23 protein-coding genes are annotated in these 19,531 nt (G+C 63.5%); 13 read left to right on the top strand and 10 right to left on the bottom strand.

The window, feature by feature from the left end; translation table 11 throughout:
- Positions 1 to 13: 13 nt before the first annotated feature.
- Entirely contained in the window at positions 14 to 730 is a 717-nt protein-coding gene (locus HB777_31165; GenBank protein QND67968.1) for a uroporphyrinogen-III synthase, read from the bottom strand.
- Positions 731 to 732: 2 nt separating this feature from the next.
- A complete protein-coding gene (gene hemC / locus HB777_31160) occupies positions 733 to 1,659 on the bottom strand; it encodes a hydroxymethylbilane synthase (GenBank protein QND67967.1) in 927 nt (308 codons plus the stop codon).
- Positions 1,660 to 1,813: 154 nt separating this feature from the next.
- On the opposite strand from hemC, the gene tsaD reads away from it, so the two are divergent.
- The 7 genes from tsaD to HB777_31125 are packed head-to-tail and all read left to right on the top strand — an operon-like array spanning position 1,814 to position 6,613.
- Complete coding sequence (gene tsaD, locus HB777_31155; GenBank protein ID QND67966.1) at positions 1,814 to 2,902, top strand: tRNA (adenosine(37)-N6)-threonylcarbamoyltransferase complex transferase subunit TsaD; 1,089 nt, start codon at positions 1,814 to 1,816, stop codon at positions 2,900 to 2,902.
- Positions 2,899 to 3,915, top strand: a complete 1,017-nt coding sequence (locus tag HB777_31150; GenBank protein QND67965.1) for an NAD(P)-dependent glycerol-3-phosphate dehydrogenase — start codon at positions 2,899 to 2,901, stop codon at positions 3,913 to 3,915. Before tsaD ends, HB777_31150 begins: the two co-directional genes overlap by 4 nt.
- A 55-nt stretch (positions 3,916 to 3,970) precedes the next feature.
- On the top strand, positions 3,971 to 4,267 hold the full coding sequence (locus HB777_31145; protein ID QND67964.1) for a hypothetical protein: 297 nt from the start codon (positions 3,971 to 3,973) through the stop codon (positions 4,265 to 4,267).
- A 41-nt stretch (positions 4,268 to 4,308) separates the two neighbouring features.
- Positions 4,309 to 4,734, top strand: coding sequence for an EVE domain-containing protein (locus HB777_31140; protein QND67963.1), 426 nt, complete (start codon positions 4,309 to 4,311; stop codon positions 4,732 to 4,734).
- Positions 4,731 to 5,387, top strand: coding sequence for a methyltransferase (locus HB777_31135; GenBank protein ID QND68963.1), 657 nt, complete (start codon positions 4,731 to 4,733; stop codon positions 5,385 to 5,387). Before HB777_31140 ends, HB777_31135 begins: the two co-directional genes overlap by 4 nt.
- 50 nt (positions 5,388 to 5,437) lie before the next feature.
- Positions 5,438 to 5,854: a DUF1761 domain-containing protein gene (locus HB777_31130; protein QND67962.1), complete on the top strand. Its 417-nt coding sequence runs from the start codon at positions 5,438 to 5,440 to the stop codon at positions 5,852 to 5,854.
- A 15-nt stretch (positions 5,855 to 5,869) separates the two neighbouring features.
- Entirely contained in the window at positions 5,870 to 6,613 is a 744-nt protein-coding gene (locus tag HB777_31125) for a hypothetical protein (GenBank protein QND68962.1), read from the top strand.
- Positions 6,614 to 6,645: 32 nt separating this feature from the next.
- On the opposite strand, the gene gcvA is transcribed toward HB777_31125, so the two are convergent.
- Positions 6,646 to 7,596 (bottom strand): transcriptional regulator GcvA, encoded by a 951-nt coding sequence (gene gcvA / locus HB777_31120; GenBank protein ID QND67961.1) that lies wholly within the window; start codon positions 7,594 to 7,596, stop codon positions 6,646 to 6,648.
- 130 nt (positions 7,597 to 7,726) lie between these two features.
- On the opposite strand from gcvA, the gene HB777_31115 reads away from it, so the two are divergent.
- Positions 7,727 to 7,984, top strand: coding sequence for a hypothetical protein (locus tag HB777_31115; GenBank protein QND67960.1), 258 nt, complete (start codon positions 7,727 to 7,729; stop codon positions 7,982 to 7,984).
- A gap of 107 nt (positions 7,985 to 8,091) precedes the next feature.
- On the opposite strand, the gene HB777_31110 is transcribed toward HB777_31115, so the two are convergent.
- Entirely contained in the window at positions 8,092 to 8,607 is a 516-nt protein-coding gene (locus HB777_31110) for a L,D-transpeptidase (protein ID QND68961.1), read from the bottom strand.
- A 165-nt stretch (positions 8,608 to 8,772) separates the two neighbouring features.
- On the opposite strand from HB777_31110, the gene HB777_31105 reads away from it, so the two are divergent.
- The 4 genes from HB777_31105 (at position 8,773) to HB777_31090 (ending at position 11,904) form a co-directional block, all read left to right on the top strand.
- Positions 8,773 to 9,456: a response regulator transcription factor gene (locus tag HB777_31105; GenBank protein QND67959.1), complete on the top strand. Its 684-nt coding sequence runs from the start codon at positions 8,773 to 8,775 to the stop codon at positions 9,454 to 9,456.
- Positions 9,457 to 9,678: 222 nt separating this feature from the next.
- Entirely contained in the window at positions 9,679 to 10,134 is a 456-nt protein-coding gene (locus HB777_31100) for a Crp/Fnr family transcriptional regulator (GenBank protein QND67958.1), read from the top strand.
- A 67-nt stretch (positions 10,135 to 10,201) separates the two neighbouring features.
- Positions 10,202 to 10,714, top strand: a complete 513-nt coding sequence (locus HB777_31095) for a GNAT family N-acetyltransferase (GenBank protein QND67957.1) — start codon at positions 10,202 to 10,204, stop codon at positions 10,712 to 10,714.
- Between the two features lie 101 nt (positions 10,715 to 10,815).
- Positions 10,816 to 11,904, top strand: a complete 1,089-nt coding sequence (locus HB777_31090; GenBank protein ID QND67956.1) for a hypothetical protein — start codon at positions 10,816 to 10,818, stop codon at positions 11,902 to 11,904.
- A 76-nt stretch (positions 11,905 to 11,980) separates the two neighbouring features.
- On the opposite strand, the gene HB777_31085 is transcribed toward HB777_31090, so the two are convergent.
- The 3 genes from HB777_31085 to HB777_31075 all read right to left on the bottom strand — a co-directional run bounded on the left by HB777_31085 (position 11,981) and on the right by HB777_31075 (position 16,453).
- A complete protein-coding gene (locus HB777_31085) occupies positions 11,981 to 12,787 on the bottom strand; it encodes an exodeoxyribonuclease III (protein QND67955.1) in 807 nt (268 codons plus the stop codon).
- 167 nt (positions 12,788 to 12,954) lie between these two features.
- Positions 12,955 to 13,638 (bottom strand): outer membrane lipoprotein carrier protein LolA, encoded by a 684-nt coding sequence (locus HB777_31080; protein ID QND68960.1) that lies wholly within the window; start codon positions 13,636 to 13,638, stop codon positions 12,955 to 12,957.
- Between the two features lie 151 nt (positions 13,639 to 13,789).
- Complete coding sequence (locus tag HB777_31075; protein QND67954.1) at positions 13,790 to 16,453, bottom strand: DNA translocase FtsK; 2,664 nt, start codon at positions 16,451 to 16,453, stop codon at positions 13,790 to 13,792.
- Positions 16,454 to 16,656: 203 nt separating this feature from the next.
- On the opposite strand from HB777_31075, the gene HB777_31070 reads away from it, so the two are divergent.
- On the top strand, positions 16,657 to 17,028 hold the full coding sequence (locus HB777_31070; protein ID QND67953.1) for a hypothetical protein: 372 nt from the start codon (positions 16,657 to 16,659) through the stop codon (positions 17,026 to 17,028).
- A gap of 92 nt (positions 17,029 to 17,120) precedes the next feature.
- Here the strand turns inward: HB777_31070 and HB777_31065 are convergent, their stop codons facing one another.
- The 3 genes from HB777_31065 to HB777_31055 form a co-directional block, all read right to left on the bottom strand.
- Complete coding sequence (locus tag HB777_31065) at positions 17,121 to 17,396, bottom strand: hypothetical protein (GenBank protein QND67952.1); 276 nt, start codon at positions 17,394 to 17,396, stop codon at positions 17,121 to 17,123.
- A 326-nt stretch (positions 17,397 to 17,722) separates the two neighbouring features.
- Complete coding sequence (locus tag HB777_31060; protein ID QND67951.1) at positions 17,723 to 19,078, bottom strand: ammonium transporter; 1,356 nt, start codon at positions 19,076 to 19,078, stop codon at positions 17,723 to 17,725.
- A 31-nt stretch (positions 19,079 to 19,109) separates the two neighbouring features.
- Positions 19,110 to 19,448, bottom strand: a complete 339-nt coding sequence (locus HB777_31055) for a P-II family nitrogen regulator (GenBank protein QND67950.1) — start codon at positions 19,446 to 19,448, stop codon at positions 19,110 to 19,112.
- Between the last annotated feature and the right edge of the window lie 83 nt (positions 19,449 to 19,531).

Raw genomic sequence — 19,531 nt, 5'->3', positions numbered from 1 at the left:
GTGATGACGCGGCTCAGCTCACGCCTCGCAAAAGCGCCAACAACGCTTCCTCGTCGGGCTGCGCGGCAATGCGGGTTCTTTCGCTGGCGGTATCGTCGAGGGTCGTCGCGATGCGCGCAGAAAGGGTGAAAAACCATGTTTTTTCAAAGAGCCCTTGCAATGCCGGCCGCCTGGCCAAGACCTGCATCGCGGCAGCCGCCTTGACCGAATAAAGCAGCACCGCATCGGCGGGTCGGTCAGACAGGCGCTCAATGATGGTTTCATCCGAATAACCCATCTGGAGCGTGTCATATGTCTCGACGGCGTGGACCTGAACGCCCGCCGTCTTGAGCCTCTGTTCGAAGGCCGGAAACCGCACGCGCCCACAGAGATAGACAATGATCTTGCCCGAGAGATCACCAGCAAGTCTGTCGGCGAGACCTTCGGCATTGCCTGGGCCTTCGCTGACCGACAAGAACCCCGCTTTGCGCGCGGCTTCCGCCGTCCTTTTGCCGACGGCATGGCAGGGCAAGGCGGCAAGCGCCGCGATGACTTCTTCCGGTGCGTGGCGCACGGCATTGGCGCTGGTGATGGCCACGGCGACGGCAGCGTCCGGGCCGAGTCCGGCATCGACCGGCAGCGCCACCGTTTCGGTGAGGGGCAAGAGAATCGGCTGAAACCCTGTCTCCCTAAGCTGCCGCGCTGTGCGCGAGGCGCCCGGTTCCGGTCTCGTCACCAGGACGCGAAGCATTTTCACAGCCAACCGTCGAAGAACTTTTCGCCGGCCTTGGCCCGCACCGTCCTGGCTGCTTCGGTGCCGATACGGGCGGCGGCCTGCGCCGGTCCTTGCAGCTCGACCGTGTGCGATTGCGTACCGTCGGGCGAGATGATCAGCCCGGCAAAAGACAGCTTTCCAGCCTCGATCGCCGCATAGCCGGCGATCGGCGTGCGGCAGGAACCATCCAGCGCCGCCAGGAAGGCACGCTCGCAGGCCAGCGCCTGGCCGGTCGCAACATCATGGATTGCCGCCAGCATCTTTTCGACATCGCGGTCGCCGATGCGGGTTTCGATGCCGATCGCGCCTTGCCCCGGCGCCGGCGGAAAGATGTCGAGCGGCATCAGGTCGGTGGCGACCTGCTCGAGCCCGAGCCGCTTCAGCCCGGCATAGGCGAGGATCGTGCCGGCGGCGACGCCTTCGTCGAGCTTGCGCAGTCGTGTCTGCACATTGCCGCGGAACATCACCACGTCGAGATCCGGCCGCATGCGGCGGATCAGCGCCTGCCGCCGCAGCGACGACGAGCCGACTTTCGCGCCCTGCGGCAAGTCGGCAATCGTCTTCGCCGCCTTGCCGACAAAGGCGTCGCGCGCGTCCTCGCGCGGCAGGAAGGCCGAGAGTTCGAGACCGTCGGGCAGTTGTGTCGGCATGTCCTTCGACGAATGCACGGCGATGTCGATCCGCCCCGCCAGCAGCGCCTCCTCGATCTCCTTGGTGAACAGGCCCTTGCCGCCGGCTTCCGACAGCGGCCGGTCCTGGATGCGGTCGCCGCTGGTCGAGATGACGACGATCTCGAAGGCCTCGGCCTGCATGCCATGCGCGGCCATCAGCCGCGCCTGCGTTTCCTGCGCCTGTGCCAGCGCCAGCGGGCTGCCGCGTGTTCCGATTCTCAAGATTGTTTGCATGGCGCGCCGTCCGTGATAACCCCCGGCCTGAGCATTTTGCAGCCAAGTGGAGCCACTTGGCGTCGCGGAAATGCAGCTGAAGTAACCGAGGCCTTTGCGGGCTTTCTCCTAACGGGGAAAGGCCTGACAGACAATCTCTTGGGATAGCGACGAATTGATCCGCGTGCTGGGCATAGAGACGAGTTGTGACGAGACCGCCGCCAGCGTCGTGGCGCTGGACGGCGATGCCGCGCCAAGAATCCTGTCCAACATCGTGCTCAGCCAGATCGAGGAACATGCCGCATTCGGCGGCGTCGTGCCGGAGATCGCGGCGCGCGCCCATGTCGAGGCGCTGGACGGCATCATCGAGGCGGCCCTTGCCGATTCGGGCATTGCGCTCGCCGATATCGATGCGATCGCCGCCACCGCCGGTCCCGGCCTGGTCGGCGGGCTGATCGTCGGGCTGATGACGGCCAAGGCGATTGCCGCTGCTGCAAACAAGCCGCTGATCGCCATCAACCATCTCGAAGGCCATGCCTTGACGGCACGGCTGACCGATGGCCTCGATTTTCCCTATCTTTTGCTGCTGGTCTCCGGCGGCCACACACAGATCCTCGCCGTGCGTGGCGTCGGCGACTATCAGCGTTGGGCAACGACCATCGACGACGCGCTCGGCGAAGCCTTCGACAAGACGGCCAAGATGCTGGGCCTGCCCTATCCCGGCGGACCGAATGTCGAGAAGGCGGCACAGGCCGGCAATGCCTCGCGCTTTGCCTTTCCGCGCCCGATGAAGGGCTCGGCGCAGCCCGACTTCTCCTTCTCCGGCCTCAAGACCGCTGTGCGTCAGGCAGCGAGCGCCATTGCTCCCTTGAGCGACCAGGACGTCGCCGACATCTGTGCCTCCTTCCAGGCGGCGGTCGCCGATGCGCTGGCCGACCGCGTGTTTCGCGCGCTGGCGCGCTTTCGCGAGACATTTCCCGGCACGGAAAACCCGGCGCTCGTCGTTGCCGGCGGCGTCGCCGCCAACCACACGATCAAGGCGATGCTGGAGCGGCTCTGTGTCGAGGCCGGCTTCACCTTCATTGCGCCGCCGCTGAAACTTTGCACCGACAATGCGGCGATGATCGCCTGGGCCGGCGTCGAGCGGCTGCGCGCCGGCATGGCGCGGGAGAACGGCTTCGATTTCGTGCCGCGCTCGCGCTGGCCGCTGGACAGCATCTCGACGCCGATGGTCGGCTCCGGCCGGCGCGGAGCCAAGGCATGACTGGCCAGGACTGGAACCGTCCTGGCGAAAGCGGCTGGCGTGTCACCGTGCTCGGCGGCGGCGCCTGGGGCACGGCACTGGCGCTGGCGATGCTGCGTGCCGGTCATTCGGTACGGTTGTTCGCGCGCGACCCTGAAACCGTCGCTTCGATCGGGCATGGCGAGAACCCGCGCTATCTGCCCGGCATTGCCATCGCGCCTGGTATCGAGGCGACGAGCGACATCGCGGCGGCACTTGCCGGCGCCGATTGCGTGCTGGCGGTGACGCCGGCGCAATCACTGCGGGCGACACTGGCAGCCGCACAAGCCCATATGCCGACCGGTATCCCGCTTGTTCTCTGCGCCAAGGGAATCGAGCGCGACACGGGCGCCTTGCTGTCGGCAATCGTCGAAGAGTTCCTGCCGCGAAATCCGGTCGCCGCCCTGTCCGGCCCAAGCTTCGCCACCGATGTCGCTCGCGGCCTGCCGACGGCCGTCGTGGTCGCCGCCCGCGACGAGGCTCTGGCCGCCGACCTCGCCGCCCGCTTTTCGGCCGAGAATTTGCGCTGCTATTCGAGCGACGACCTGATCGGCGTCGAGATCGGCGGCGCCTTGAAGAACGTCTTCGCCATTGCAGCCGGTGCTGTCACCGGTGCCGGGCTCGGCGCCAGCGCCCAGGCCGCCATGGTGACGCGCGGCTTTGTCGAACTGCGCCGCATCGGCGCTGCCTTCGGCGCCAGGCCCGAGACCCTGATGGGGCTCTCCGGCCTTGGCGACCTTTTGCTCACCTGCTCGTCCACCCAGTCGCGCAATTTCGCCTATGGGCTGGCGCTCGGGCAAGGCAAGCCGCTGGCCGGATTGCCGCTGGCCGAAGGCGTGCCGACGGCGGCGATCGCTGCCCGCATCGCCACCGAGCGCGCCATCGACGCCCCGATCATTGCCGCCGTCGCCGCCATACTGGACGGCACCATCACCATCCGGCAGGCTGTGACGGCCTTGATGACCCGGCCGCTGAAGACCGAAACCAACGATTGATCCCGACGACTTTGAATCCCAAGACCTTGAACCCAAGACCGCCAGGAGAAAGACCATGCTGTTTGCTGTGATTTGCAAGGACAAGCCCGGAAGCCTGCAGGTGCGCCTCGACACGCGGCCCGAGCATATCGCCTTTCTCGAAGGGTTGAACGGCGACAAGAAGCTGGCGTTCGCCGGTCCGTTCCTTGACGCCGAAGGCAAGCCTAATGGCAGCCTCGTCGTCGTCGAAGCGCCGGACATGGCCGGTGCGCAGGCCCTGTCGGCCGCCGACCCCTACGCCAGGGCCGGCCTGTTCGAAAGCGTCGAAATCCGCCCGTGGAACTGGACGTTCAACAAGCCGGCGGCTAGTTAATCCCGGTCGTCGGCGCGCAACCCTAAGGAGGAGCAAAAGAAATGAACTACTGGCTGTTCAAATCGGAGCCATTCAAGTTCTCCTTCGAGATGCTGAAGGCCAAGGGCAAGGCCGGCACGCAATGGGACGGCGTGCGCAACTATGCCGCGCGCAACAACATGAAGGCGATGCAGATCGGCGACCTCGGCTTCTTCTATCATTCCAACGAGGGGCTGAACGTGGTCGGCATCGCCGAAGTCTGCGCGCTGGCCCATCCCGACACCACATCGGACGATCCGCGCTGGGAATGCGTCGACATCCGCGCCGTCCAGGATGTGCCGAACCCGCCGACGCTGGAAGAGGTCAAGGCCAATCCGAAGCTTGCCGACATGGCGCTGGTGCGGCTCGGGCGGCTTTCCGTGCAGCCGGTGACGCCAGCCGAATGGAAGGAAGTCTGCCGCATGGGCGGCCTGATGCCCGCTCCGTGACGGCGCTGACGCCCAACAGCGCGAAGCAATTCATTCTCGACAACACGGCGTTGATGGTGCCGCCGCACGTGCCGGAAATCCTGCTTCACCTCGCCGATGAAGCGCATGATCTGTGGCAGCGGACAGAGGATGAGCTGGTCGAGATCGGCCTGCCGCCGCCTTTCTGGGCCTTTGCCTGGGCCGGCGGCCAGGGCCTTGCCCGCTATGTCCTGGACAATCCCGGCACGGTGCGGGGCAAGCGTGTGCTCGACTTCGCTTCCGGCTCCGGCCTTGTCGCCATCGCCGCCGCCAAGGCAGGCGCTGCCAAGGTGATCGCCACCGACATCGATCCGTTCTGTGCGACCGCGATCCGCCTCAACAGCGAGGCCAACGATGCCGCAATCGAATTCCTCGGCACGGATTGTATCGGCACCGATGCAGGTTGGGACGTGACCCTGGCCGGCGATGTTTTCTACGACAAATCCTTCGCCGACCTGCTGATGCCGTGGTTCGCAACCCTGAAGGCGCGCGGCGCCGAGATTCTCGTCGGCGATCCCGGCCGGTCATATATGCCGAAGGCAGGGCTGGAGCCGCTTGCGGTCTATGAAGTGGCCGTCACGCGGGCACTGGAGGATTCCCTGGTCAAGCGCACGACCGTCTGGCGGTTCGCTTGACGCCAACGCCGAACAGGCGTTCCATCAATCTGCATCGGAGGGGGAAGCTCATGGATTTTTCAGCAGTGAACTGGCTGGCGGTGATCGCCGCCGCAATCGTGGCATGGCTGTTCGGCGCCGCCTGGTACATGGGCCTGAGCAAGCCGTGGCTGAAGGCCGCCAAGCTTGACCCGGCCACGATGAAGAAGTCGCCGCTGCCCTTCGTCATCAGCTTCATAGCCGAGCTGCTCATGGCATACATCATGGCTCTGGTCGTCGGCGCGATGACCGGCGGCGAGCCGACACTGCTTGCCGGCCTGGTCTTCGGCTTCGTGCTTTGGCTGGGCTTCGTCGCCACGACGCTGTCGGTCAACCACCGCTATGAGAATTTCGGCTGGGACCTGACCCTCATTGATGGCGGCCACTGGCTTGGCGTCCTGCTGATCATCGGCGCGGTGATCGGCTGGTTCGGCGCGGCGGCAAGCTGAGACGGTGATTTGATGCTGGCAGACGATTCCGGTTTCCCGCGCGAACTGGTGTTCACCCGGATCTGCCACGTCAAGCAGGGCTACGAGGACCGGCGCCGGCACATCGTCAGCGAGTTCGAACGGCGCGGAGTGCCAGTTTACTTCTACACCGATTGGGACCAGCCGGACATCACCCCGGAGATTCGCGATGAGCTGATCGCCCCCGGTTTTGTCCACCCGGCGGGCGTCTCGCTATCGCTGAAGCATGTCGGCATCTGGCGCGACTTCCTCGAGACGGACCTGCCCTATTGCCTGGTTTTCGAGGACGACGTGTTCCTGGCCCGTGACTTCACAGCCAAGTTCCGGCAAGCGTTGGCCGAATTCGGCGATCCGTCGCGCAAGGCTGTCATCTCTCTTGGCAATGGCGGCAATTACTACACGCCGAGCTGGAAATTGCGGAAAGGGCGCAGGCTCTACCCGGCACGGCATGGCAGATGCACCGATTCCTATCTCATCACGCGCCCGGTCGCCGAAGCCCGTTGCGCCTGGGTCGCCCAGAACCGGATATCGAGGGTGATCGATCACCAGATCGAGCAGATGGACGAGGAACTGGGAATTGAAATGCTGTGGTTCGAACGGCCTATTGTCGAACAAGGAACCCACAACGGAACGTTCCCGACATCCATTGGCGGCAAAAATTATCCGCTTTTGTACAGACGCCTGAAATGGAACTGGGAGAAGTACACCCGGATGATCCTCGGCCACAATGCCCGGTCTTGACCGGCGCCGGGCTCGCTGCAACCCGCTTTGCTCTAGAACGCATCCCAGCTGCGACGTGTCGGGTCGGGCTGCGGATTGTGGACTTCGTTCAGGATCCAGTCCCTGAAGGCGATGATCCTGGCATCATTCGCGGATTCGACGGGATAGACGACGTGATAGGCGAAGTCGGGCGTAACCTTGATGCCCAGTTCGAACGGCTGCACCAGCCTGCCCTCGGAAAGGTCGTGCGCCACCATGAAGAAATCGGCCAGCGCGACGGCATTGCCGTCGAGCGCCGCCTGCACGGCATCGGAGGAATTGACGAAGACGATCGTCCGGCTGTCGTCGAAATCGTCAACGCCGGCGGCCGCCATCCACATGCGCCAGTTCGGCCATATGATACCCAGGCGGGACCATTCGATATGGGCGAGCGTGTGATGGAAGAGGTCGCGCGGTTCCTTCAACGGTAACGGGCCGCGCAACAGGGCCGGACTGCAGACCGGGATGATGACGTTGTCGAACAGCCGGTGGGCGCAGAGGCCCGGATATTTGCCCGCGCCGAAACGGATACCGATATCGACGTCGTCCAGGTCGAAGTCGCGCACTTCATAGGTGATGTCGAAGCGGAGGTCGATACCCGGCTGGTGCTTGCGAAAATCGTCGACGCGCCGCATCAGCCATTTCGTCGCGAACTGCGCATCCAGCGTCACTTTCAGCAGCGCCGTGCCGCGCGTCAGCTTTTGCGCCCGCGAAACGGCCCGGCCAAGCAAGTCGAGCGCGTCGGTCGAGGCCTCGAACAGCACCGTGCCCGCCTCGGTCAGCCGGATGGTGCGGCTGGTGCGCGTGAACAGCACCAATCCGAGCTGATCCTCGATTTCCTTGATCTGATGGCTGACGGCGGCTGGTGTCAGGCCCAGCTCATCGGCCGCGCGGGTAAAATTGAGGTGCCGGGCCGCTGCTTCCAGCGTCCTCAAGGCGCGAGTTCCGGGCAGAAGGCGGGCCACTCTATCCTCAAAGAAAACTTGACGATCCAGAGAAAACTACTCGTTTCTCGCAGGGATTTCAATCCGGCATAATCCCACCATCGAAACATCATCAAGCCGGATTTGATATCCGGAGAGACCGGATCACACCATGTCCATCATCGCTTTGAATTCATCGACACCCCGTCCGAACTGGCTGACCGAGACCCTCAACTGGTTGCGTCACGCCAGGGTCGCGATCAATCTCCCGCACCAGAACGTCGAAGACCTGTCGGACCGGCAACTGCGCGACGTCGGCGCCAGGCGCAAGGACATCGCACGCGCCATGGACCGCGAGATGGGCCGGCTGGGTCTCCTCGACATCGGCTGGCAACAGCCAGGACGGAAGGGAGTAGGGAATAGGCAGTAGGCAGTAGGGGAAAGTAAGCGGCTCCGAGGCGGATAGCCTACTGCCTACTGCCTACTGCCTACTGCCTACTGCCTACTGCCTACTGCCTACTGCCTACTGCCTACTGCCTACCTCACCACCCTCACCACCGTCCGGTCCGACAGCAGCGGCAGCAGCCGTGCCATCGTTTGCGCCGTGACTGCCACACAGCCTTGCGTCGGCGTGAAGCCGGGGCGCGCCAGATGGAAGAAGATGGCGCTGCCGCGGCCGCGCCGGCGTGGCGCCAGGTTCCAGTCGAGCACCAGGCAGGCGTCGTAGAGCCGGTCGTCGCGCCGCATGCGTTCGTGGCTGGCGCCATAGGGGATCTTGACCGGCCTGTTGTAGTTGCGGTCGTCAGGCACTTCGCACCAGCCCAGATCAGGCCCGATCGGCGTCATCGCCAGGCGGGTCCTGCGGCCGCTGGAGAACTGATCTCCCCGGAAATATCCCGACAGTATCCGCATCGAGGCCAGCGGCGTGGCGCCGTCGCCTTCGCGCTTGCCGGACGAAATGCCGCCGCGCCCCAGCGCACACGCAAACACCGTTCCGCCCGCCTGCAGCAGGCCCTGGCTTGGGTGGCCGGGCCTGGCCCGCACGGTCAGCACGCGCAGCCCTTTTCGCAAAATTGCGCCGGCTGCATTGCGATCGTGTTTTTTCTTGTATGATCGTGCCACGGAACAAATCACTGTGATCGGCTGTTGTGTCGGTCAGCTTCCGCATAAACAGGCAGCGGTCAACTGAATTTTCTTTTCAAAACAACGGATTGATCCATGACTTCACGCACCATTCTGATCGTCGACGACGATGACGACCTGCGCGGCACACTGGTCGAGCAATTGTCCCTTTACGAGGAATTCGACGTGCTGCAGGAATCGACTGCGGCAAAAGGTGTCGCCGCCGCGCGCGGCGGCCTCATCGATCTGCTCATCATGGATGTCGGGCTGCCCGACATGGATGGCCGCGAAGCGGTGAAGATCCTGCGCAAGGGCGGCTACAAGGCGCCCATCATCATGCTCACCGGGCACGACACCGATTCGGATACGATCCTCGGTCTCGAGGCCGGCGCCAACGACTATGTGACGAAGCCTTTCCGCTTCGCCGTGCTGCTGGCACGCATTCGGGCGCAATTGCGTCAGCATGAGCAGAGCGAGGACGCCACCTTCTCGGTCGGGCCCTACACCTTCAAGCCCAGCCAGAAACTGCTGCTCGACCCGCGCGGCGGCAAGGTGCGGCTGACGGAGAAAGAGGCCTCGATCATCAAATATCTCTATCGCGCCGACCAGAAAGTGGTGACGCGCGACGTACTGCTCGAGGAAGTGTGGGGCTACAATTCCGGCGTCACCACGCACACGCTGGAAACCCATGTCTACCGGCTGCGTCAGAAGATCGAGCGCGATCCTTCCAATGCGGAAATTCTTGTGACAGAAAGCGGCGGCTACAAGCTGGTTCCTTAAACATTTCATTATCCAATGAGCGGTCGGGGCGGGGCCGCTTTCGGGTACGATCCAGTTGGAGGGGGTTTCTGGATCTGCCCCGCGCATCGGCCCAAAAATCGGATTCGATTTTTGGAAAGCACGATGCGCCGATTGACAATGTTAGAGCGTCCTTTGCGCGTCCAAGAGGACGCGCGGCGCTCTAAAGGAGGGATTGGACTGACCGTTCGGGGACACAGCTAGATGGCGCTGGATGACGACATCCGCATCCTGTCCGCCGTGAGGCTCTTCGAGGGCTTCACGCAGGAACAGTTGCGCCTGCTCGCCTTCGGCGCCGAGAACACCAGGCTGAGCGCCAACCACAAGCTTTACCGCGAGGAGGACGAGGCCGATTCCGCCTATATCGTGGTCAGCGGGCGCATCGTGCTCTACCGGGAGCAGGATAACGAACGCATCGCGATAGGCACGGCTGGCCCCGGCACGATCCTGAGCGAACTGGCCTTGATCGCCGACACCAACCGGTTGACCAGCGCATCGGCCGAGATCGATTCGGAAGTGATACGGCTCAGCCGCAAGATGTTCCGCCGCATTCTGGAGGAATACCCTGAGATCGCGGTCAAGCTCCACCAGCGCATCTCGGAGGAATTCCAGGCGATGATCCGCCGCATCGAGGAACTGGGGCCGCGCTTCTCCGGCTAGAGCATGATGCCGAAAAGTGTGAAGCGGTTTTCGGACGACATTATGCTCTATCTCTTCAAAGGCTCGCATGAACTTTCAGCTTGTACGCGCTGGCGAGAATGACCTGCCCTTCATCATGGCGACCGAACGGCGCGAGGGCTATGACGCCTTTGTCGGGCGCTGGGACGAAGCGCGTCATCGCGAGGCCCTTTTCGACAACAATCATGCCTATTTTGTCGGTGTCGACGGCTCAATGCCGATCGGCTTCGTGATCCTTCGCCAATGGGCCTCTGCCGAGCGCGTGACGCTGGTCAAGCGCATCGCCGTCGTCGCACCGGGACAAGGCCACGGCAGAGTGCTGCTGGCGGCGGCGGTCGATCGGGTTTTCGTCGAGACCGACGCCTACCGGCTCTGCATTGGCCATTTCCCGGACAATCACCGCGCCCGGCGCGCCTACGAAGCCGTCGGCTTCACGGCTGAGGGCATTGCGCGCGGCAGCGCGTTTTTCAAGGGCGTGCACCGCGACGAGCTGGTCATGGCGCAACTGCGGCCGGAGTGGGAGGCTCGCCGACAGGTTGATCATCCCGCTGCCCGGACCTGAGGGCGAGGTTCCGTTGACAGGCAAGAGGTGAAATCCTACAGAACCTCGAAGGCGGGCGGCCTAGCAGGCACCGCCACCACCAAGCTCCTGGGGGGCGAGGCATGCTGCCAGCTCGCTACGAGACGATTATCTTGTATTCCCGCAATGACGCGTTCGGCGACGGATTGATCCGGATTCCGGCCTTGCGCGCCGCCAGGACGGCATTCCCCGACAGTTTCATCGTCTACGGAACCACCCGGTCGTCGTCCCTTGAACATGTCCTCAACCGCCATGTCGATCACCTCGTCGATGCGATCAATGTCCGAACGCCCCTGATGCAGCTGGTGGCCAGCCATCGCAAGGGCAAGGGGCGATTGGCCGTTGTCGATTTCCGCATCTCGGGGCGTTGGCTGATTCAGACCTGGGGCTCACTGCTCGGCCGCGGCATTGCCTATGAAGCGAACTTCCCGGCTTTCGCGCTTTCCTGGCGCCCCGGTCAGAAGCCCGAAGCACGACCCGAGCGCAACGCATGGCGCTACCACCGCCTCATCGAGCGTCTTGCGGGCAAGCGGTTGCCTTTCGATCATCGGCTGGAGCCCACCTCGGCCGCCCGGGCAGCGGCCAGGGTTTTGGCGGACGGCAAGCATGCTCCATTGATCGTTATCGCGGCGCATGGCGATGGCGGCAAACGCATGACAGCGGATCAGGTTGTCGCGATCTCCGACAGTATGATCGCCGACGGGGCAAATCTTCTCTATGTGAAAACGCCAGGTGATGGCCCTGATATGGCTGAACTGGCTCAACGCGCGCCGAAGTTGCGGCTTGTCGATTCCGGCGCGGTCGAGGGTGTCGATGTCAGCGATTTGCTGCTGGCGCTCGGAGAGTTTGTCGATCTTTACATTGGCGCCGAAGGCGGCACGGCACATCTCATGGCGACCGTGATGACGCCGATGGTTGTCGTCAGCGGCGGTGCCAGCATGGCCCGTTGGCGGCCGCTTTCGAACTGCGTGGACGTGATCGAATCCCGCCATGCAAGTCCAGCCGGCCTGGTCGCCAATGTCCCGGCGCCGAAAATCATCGAAGCGGCCCAGCGCATGCTGGCGACGCGCCGCCGCGACCATCCCCATCTGCCGGATCACGCAGCAGGCCTGCCGGCGCAGCAGTCTTGGGGCAACGACACACTCAACACGGACTTGAAGCACGCCGTTTGAATTTGAATTCATTTGGTCGCGCTCTGAGATGTGGTGAGATTCAGGTCAGGCCGGCCCCGCCCGAATATCGACGCACCTAATCCAGATCGAACCGCGCGATAACAGGCACATGGTCCGACGGGCGCTCCCAGCCGCGCGCCAGGCGCAGGATTTCATAGCCGGAAAAGCTGGGCACCAGATTCGGCGACGACCAGACATGGTCGAGCCGCCGGCCGCGATTGGACAGCTCCCAATCCTGCGCGCGATAGCTCCACCATGTGTAGAGCTTCTGCTCATGCGGCACGTTGAGCCGCATCAGGTCGATCCAGTTGCCGGCGAGGCGCATGGCTTCGAAATTTTCCGTCTCCACCGGCGTGTGGCTGACCACGTTGAGCAATTGCTTGTGCGACCAGACATCGTGTTCGAGCGGGGCGATGTTGAGGTCGCCGACCAGCACCGAGCCGGACACCTCGTCATGTTCGGCACGGATGGCATTCATCTCGGCGACGAAATCGAGCTTGTGCTTGAACTTCCTGTTGATGACGGGATCCGGTTCGTCGCCGCCCGCCGGAACGTAGAAATTGTGCAGCAGGATCGCCTTGCCGCCAGCTCGCACCGTCACCGAAAGATGCCGGCTGTCCTCGATCTCGCAGAAGCGTCGCTTCTCGACCACCTCGATCGGCCGCCGCGCCACCGTCGCGACGCCGTGATAGCCCTTCTGGCCATGGAACGCGATGTGCTCGTAGCCGAGCTTGCGGAAGGCCTTTTCGGGAAACAGCTCGTCTGGAACCTTGGTTTCCTGCAGGCAGAGCACGTCAGGCGCATGCTCGACGAGCAAGCGCTCGACGATCGGCATGCGCAGCCGGACGGAATTGATGTTCCAGGTGGCGATGGAGAAGGGCATTTGGCAATCCAGGACAGCGTACAGCCGGCCAGAACCGATGGGCCCTGACGGGGAAGACGCCTTTTGACGGAGTCAGTCCGGAAATTGCCAGCCGCAAGCCGCAAACACAAGCCGGCCAACGCCCGACGAGGCGCGGCCCGGTGCTTTCCACAGCTATAAGGACAGGGTTAGCGCGACTTGTTGGTGTTGAGCTCGCGATTCGCCGTGTAGTCGATGGCGAAAGTATCGGGGGCGAAGCTGACGCCTTCCTTGGTGTTGAAGATCATCACCGTTGTGTCCTTGCCCTGCGCGTCGGTGATCGTCCACTGTCGCAAATCAAAGGTTTTCGGATCGAACATCATCGTGATCTTCGAATTGCCGAATACCGATTTGTCGGCGAGCTGGATGGTGGTGAGGTCATCCTCCTGCTTGACGCTTTTGACACGGTCGCCGGAGAGGTCGATCCTGGTGTCGAGCAGCAGCTTCAGAGGCGTCTTCGACAGCGGATAGAGATCGGAGGTGTTGAGTTTCTTGTTCAGGATGACCACCGACTTGCCGTCTGAAATCACCCGGAAGTTCGAAGAGCCGTCATAGTTGAAGCGGATCTTGCCTGGCCGTTCGAGGAAGAACTTGCCGCCGGTCTGCTCGCCCTTGGGGCCGAACTGCACGAATTCGCCGCTCATCGATTTCACCGAGGAAAAATGGTCGGCGATCTTCTGTGCGGCGGCCGGCACGGCCGCCTGCGCCGAAGCCAGCACCTGGAAGCCGGGCACCGCGTTGAAGGCGGTCGCCCCTGCAAACGCCAGGCCGAGGCCCAGCAACTGACGCCGGGAGGGAGCAAATTTGCTGAGCGCTGAAGGATCATTTTTCATGTCGGTCACTCTCATCTGATTCCTGAGTTGTTCTGTGCTTGGACCCCCAGTTAGGCTGAAGTTTGGCGGCTCAGGCGTCCCTCAGTCGCTTCAACGTCCTGAAAGGTTCAAGGTTGCGAGACCAGGATGTCACAAGGGTCAGGCCTTCTGGTCAGAACTTGTCCTCTTCGGTCGGCACCAGGATTTCGCGCTTGCCGGCATGATTGGCCGGGCCGACGATCCCTTCCTTCTCCATCTTCTCGATGATCGAGGCGGCGCGGTTGTAGCCGATGCCCAGCCGGCGCTGGATATAGCTGGTCGAGGCCTTGCCGTCGCGCAGCACCACGGAAACCGCCTGATCGTAAGGGTCGTCGGAATCCTCGAAATTGCTGTTGCCGCCACCGCTGCCGGAACCGCCCTTGCCGGACGGCTCGTCATCGTCCTCGCCGTCATCCTCGGTGATCGCATCGAGATATTCGGGCACGCCCTGCAGCTTCAGATGCGCGACGATCTTCTCGACCTCTTCATCGGCGACGAACGGGCCGTGCACACGCTGGATACGGCCGCCGCCGGCCATGTAGAGCATGTCGCCCATGCCGAGCAGCTGCTCGGCGCCCTGCTCGCCCAGGATGGTGCGGCTGTCGATCTTCGACGTCACCTGGAAGGAGATGCGGGTCGGGAAATTGGCCTTGATGGTGCCGGTGATGACGTCGACCGACGGCCGCTGCGTCGCCATGATGACGTGGATGCCGGCGGCGCGCGCCATCTGCGCCAGGCGCTGCACGGCGCCCTCGATATCCTTGCCGGCGACCATCATCAGGTCTGCCATCTCGTCGATGATGACGACGATATAGGGCATCGGCTCGAGATCGAGGTTCTCGGTCTCGTAGATCGCCTCGCCAGTCTGGCGGTCGAAGCCGGTCTGCACGGTGCGCGAGATCTTTTCGCCCTTCTTGTCAGCCTGGCTGACGCGGGCATTGAAGCCGTCGATGTTGCGCACGCCGACCTTGGACATCTTGCGGTAGCGGTCCTCCATCTCGCGCACGGTCCATTTCAGCGCCACCACAGCCTTCTTCGGATCGGTGACGACGGGCGTGAGCAGATGCGGGATGCCGTCATAGACCGAAAGTTCCAGCATCTTCGGATCGATCATGATCAGCCGGCAATCCTGCGGCGTCAGCCGGTAGAGCAGCGACAGGATCATGGTGTTGATGGCGACCGACTTGCCCGAACCGGTGGTGCCGGCGACCAGCACGTGCGGCATCTTGGCGATGTCGACGATAACCGCCTCGCCATTGATGGTCTTGCCCAGCGCCAGCGCCAGCTTGGCCTTCGTCGTCTCGAAGTCGCGGCTGGCCAGGATCTCTCTGAGATAGACGGTCTCGCGCTTGGCGTTCGGCAGTTCGATGCCGATGGCGTTGCGGCCTGGCACCACGGCGACGCGGCAGGCGATGGCGCTCATCGAGCGGGCGATGTCGTCGGACAGGCCGATGACGCGTGACGATTTGATGCCGGGCGCCGGTTCGAGCTCATAGAGGGTGACCACCGGACCCGGACGGACGGCGATGATCTCGCCCTTGACGCCGAAATCCTCCAAAACGCCTTCGAGCAGGCGCGCGTTCTGTTCCAGCGCATCCTTGGACAGGCTGGCGTCGCGCACCACGTTCTTCGGCTCGGAGAGGAAATGCAGCGACGGCATCTCGAATTTTTCGGAGCCGATCAGCGATGTCTGTGCCTCGCGCTGCACGCGGGCGCCGGGCACGGGGCGCGCCGCCGGCGCCTCGACACGAGTGGCGGCATCGGAGCGGAACGGCTGGACCTTGGCGGTCGGCGCGCCGCGCCGCTGGCTGACGGGCTCGTCCTGCTCGAAATCCATGTCGTCGTCGGTTTCGAAGATGTCGGCATCGTCAGGGTCGAGCGAGACGCTGCGGTCATTGACCATGGCGGCGAAGAATTCGGGCTCGACGCGGGCGCGGCCATCATGGCTCATCCGCTGCTCGGCGAACTCGGCCGATTCGACCCGTTCTGCGGCGCGCCGCCAGGCAGTGGAGCGCTGCTCCATCTCCGGTTCGTACTCGTCGCGCTCCTGCCTGCGGCGCACGGCGCGGCGGTGCATCCACGCGCGCAACGAGAGCCACCAATGAGTGATTGCGCCGAGCGCCAGGATACCTTCGTCGCCTTCGTCCTCGTCATTGTCGAACAAGAGGTCGTCCTCGCGCGGATCGGCGGCAGGCTCGTCCTCCATGACGGCGAAGCCGTTCTTGCGTCCGATCAGCGCCGAGCCAAGGGCAAAGAGCCACAGAGCGGGTGCGGCCAGCAGAACAGCGATGATGCTGGCGATCAGCCCGGTTGGGTAGCCGCCGATGACGAGGCTGGGGATCTTCAGCACCATGTCGCCGAACACGCCGCCGAGGCCGGTGGGCAACGGCCAGGTCTTGGGCGGCACAACGCAGCCGGCCATTGCAGCGGCCAGCAAGGCGAAGCCGAACCAGGACAGCCCGCGTTTGGGCAGCCTGTCTACGCCGCGCGCGGAAAACAGCAGGAAGCCCCAGATGACGGCCGGAACCAGGGCGGCGACAGCGGCGAGGCCGAAGAACTGCATGGCGAGGTCGGAGAACACCGCACCCGCATAGCCCATGGCGTTGGTGACGGCGTTGTTCGTCGCGTGGGAGAAGCTCGGATCGGCGACGTTCCAGGTGGCAAGGCTGGCCACGCCGAAGGCTACAGCCAAGAACAGCCCGGCGCTGACCAGCCGCCCGACCTGACGCCGTGCGAACGCCTGGATGCCGTGCCCCGTATCGGCCAGCGCGAGCGGTGCTGAAGCCCCTGAACGCATGCTCTTCCCCGTCTGTCATGGACTCGCCGGGTGCGTGGCGCATTCCGGCAGATTCGGGTGTCAGACTATCGGCGGGAAGGTTAAGGGCGCATTAACTATAAGGGGTTGAGATGATCAAACCTCGTTACCGCCGGTTGAGCCGCTTGCTTCCCGAGGGATAGCGCGAGAGCGGACCGCAGGGGTCACCAATTTGGGATCTAGGCATGCAATCCGTCTTCCTTCGCGTGGCGGCACTGGCCTGGGCGGGGCTCAGTCTCCTGCTCGCTTTGCACTGGTTTGCCGAACTCGGCATGGTGGGCTTCCCGGACGGCTACGTGACGCCCTTTGCCAGAGCGACCGTCCCGCTCCTGCACATCCTCGCCACAGCCTGCCTGGGACAAGGCCTGTATTTTCTGTTCAGAGGTCTTTTCGGCAAGGGATTTACCGTGCTGGGTCTCGGCGTGCGGATCTTGATCGCGGCCGTCCTGACGGTGGCGCCCGTGCTGATTGTCCGAAATTGCCCCCAATCCCGGACGTGCAGCAGCGCCTATGAGGCGCTGACAGGCACCATGATGGACGACGGCGCCGGCGGATAGTGCTGCTGCCCGAACGAAACAATGGCGGGCCTGCGTGCCCGCCATTGGTCGTTTGGCAATAAGAGATCGGGCCTCGGCCCGATCGCGGCAAATCAGTTGGCGCCGCCGAGCGCCTGCAGGTTCGCGCAGAACTCCGCATGCGGCTTGCTCATCGCCGCGTCCTGGCATTCCTTCATCATCGCGTCCTGCTTGTCCTTCGCCATCGAATCCCAGGCGGCCTTGAAGTCGGCCTTGGGCTTCATGGTTTTCATACCGGCGTCGGTGAAGAACGGCGCCATGTTGTCCGGTTCATCGAGAGCGCCGGCAAATGCCGTGCCGCTGACCATGGCAAGAGCGAGCGCTCCGAGGCAGATGTTCTTGAGGTTCACGGGATGGTTTCCTTCCCTGTTGTTTGGCACGAGCGTCGAACGACGATCGTCCCCACAGTTCGGAGCCAGAGCGGTCGATGTTTCCTCAAAAGCCTCGATCACACGAACGTGATTTCCCGCATCCCGGCATTGGCAGGGCGATTGTACCAAAAAAAGAGGCCCGGACGTGATCCGGGCCTCAATGCGTGAACTCCTTTCGGGAGCGTCACGACGGGATTTTTCAAACAATTCCAGGAAAACTGTGCAGCGCTTTCCGCTCGGAATTGTGTGGCCAGATAAGGGGCCGGCGGGAGGAGGGTTCCGCCGGCCCCGTGGCTAAGCTGGCCTTACGGCACCACTTCGCCATGCTGGGAGATGTCGAGGCCTTCGACCTCTTCCTGGGTCGTCGGACGCAGGCCGACCAGCGCCTTGACGATGTAGAGGATCACGAAGGTGGCAATGCCCGTCCACACGATGGTGACGGCAACGCCGTAGATCTGCTTGCCGAGCGAAGCACCTGCACCGAGGCTGTTGATCGCCGGGTCGGCGAGCACGCCGGTGAGCAGGGCGCCGATGATACCGCCGACGCCATGCACGCCGAAGGCATCGAGCGAGTCGTCATAACCGAACATGTGCTTGACCTTGACCGCCGAGAGGTAGCAGACGACGCCGGCAACGATGCCGACGATGAAGGCGCCGGTCGGATTGACGAAGCCGGAAGCCGGCGTCACCGCGACGAGACCGGCAACCGCACCCGAGATGATGCCGAGCACGGAAGGCTTCTTGGCGACGATCCATTCGGCGAACATCCAGGCCAGAGCCGCCGCGGCGGTGGCAACCTGGGTGTTGAGCATGGCAGCGCCGGCAAGGCCGTCGGCTGCGAGTTCCGAACCGGCGTTGAAGCCGAACCAGCCGACCCACAGCAGCGAAGCACCGATCACCGAATAGACCAGGTTGTGCGGCGCCATGTTGGTGGTGCCGTAGCCTTCACGCTTGCCGAGAACCAGCGCACAGACGAGACCGGCGACACCGGCGTTGATGTGGACGACCGTGCCGCCGGCAAAGTCGAGCACGCCAGCCGTGCCGAGGAAGCCGCCGCCCCAGACCCAATGCGCGATCGGCACGTAGACGACGAGCAACCACAGCGCCATGAAGATCAGCAGCGCCGAGAATTTGAAGCGTTCGGCGAAGGCGCCGGCGATCAGCGCCGGGGTGATGATGGCGAAGGTCATCTGGAACATCGAGAAGACGAATTCAGGAATGTTCGCGACGCCCGGCAGCCACAGCGAGGCAGTGGTGATGCCGTGATGGAAGAATTTCGAGGTGCCGCCAATATAGCTGTTCACGCCGCCGCCGTCGGAGAAGGCCAGCGAATAGCCGAACATGAACCACAGCACCGTCACCAGGCAGGTGATGGCAAAGCTCTGCATGATGGTGGCGAGCACGTTCTTCTTGCGCACCATGCCGCCGTAGAACAGCGCCAGGCCCGGAATGGTCATCATCAGCACGAGCGCCGTCGAGGTCAGCATCCAGGCGGTGTTGCCGGTGTCGAGCACCGGGGTCGGGGCAGCAGCCGGCGCGGCCGCGGCTGCGGCAGGAGCCGCTTCCTGCGCGAAGGCGGCGACCGTGCCCAATGCTGCGAGAACGAGCGAACCCAAAAGGGCGGCTCGTCCCGTCGTCTTCAAGGTGGAAGGAATATTCATTGAACTCTCCATTGGAATACGTGATCGCCGCTCAGAGCGCGTCGGTGTCTGTTTCGCCGGTGCGGATGCGCACCGCCTGATCGATGCCGAAAACGAAGATCTTGCCGTCGCCGATCTGGCCGGTCTTGGCGGCGGCGGTGATGGCTTCGACGGCCTTGTCGACCATGTCGGCACTGACCGCGACTTCGATCTTGATCTTCGGCAGGAAGCTGACCGCGTATTCCGCCCCGCGATAGATTTCCGTATGCCCTTTCTGACGCCCGTAGCCTTTGACTTCGGTGACGGTCAGGCCCTGGATGCCGACGGCGGTAAGCGCTTCGCGTACCTCGTCGAGCTTGAACGGCTTGATGATTGCCATCACGATTTTCATAAGGTTTCACCCTTTGCTGTTGCGGTCCCCCGCGTTTGCACACCTTCACCGATCCCAAAGAGCCGGAGAGTGCCCACGAGGAT

Source organism: Mesorhizobium loti, assembly GCA_014189435.1.
In the GTDB taxonomy this organism is placed as follows: domain Bacteria; phylum Pseudomonadota; class Alphaproteobacteria; order Rhizobiales; family Rhizobiaceae; genus Mesorhizobium; species Mesorhizobium loti_G.
This window is presented reverse-complemented; position numbering and strand designations above follow the sequence as displayed.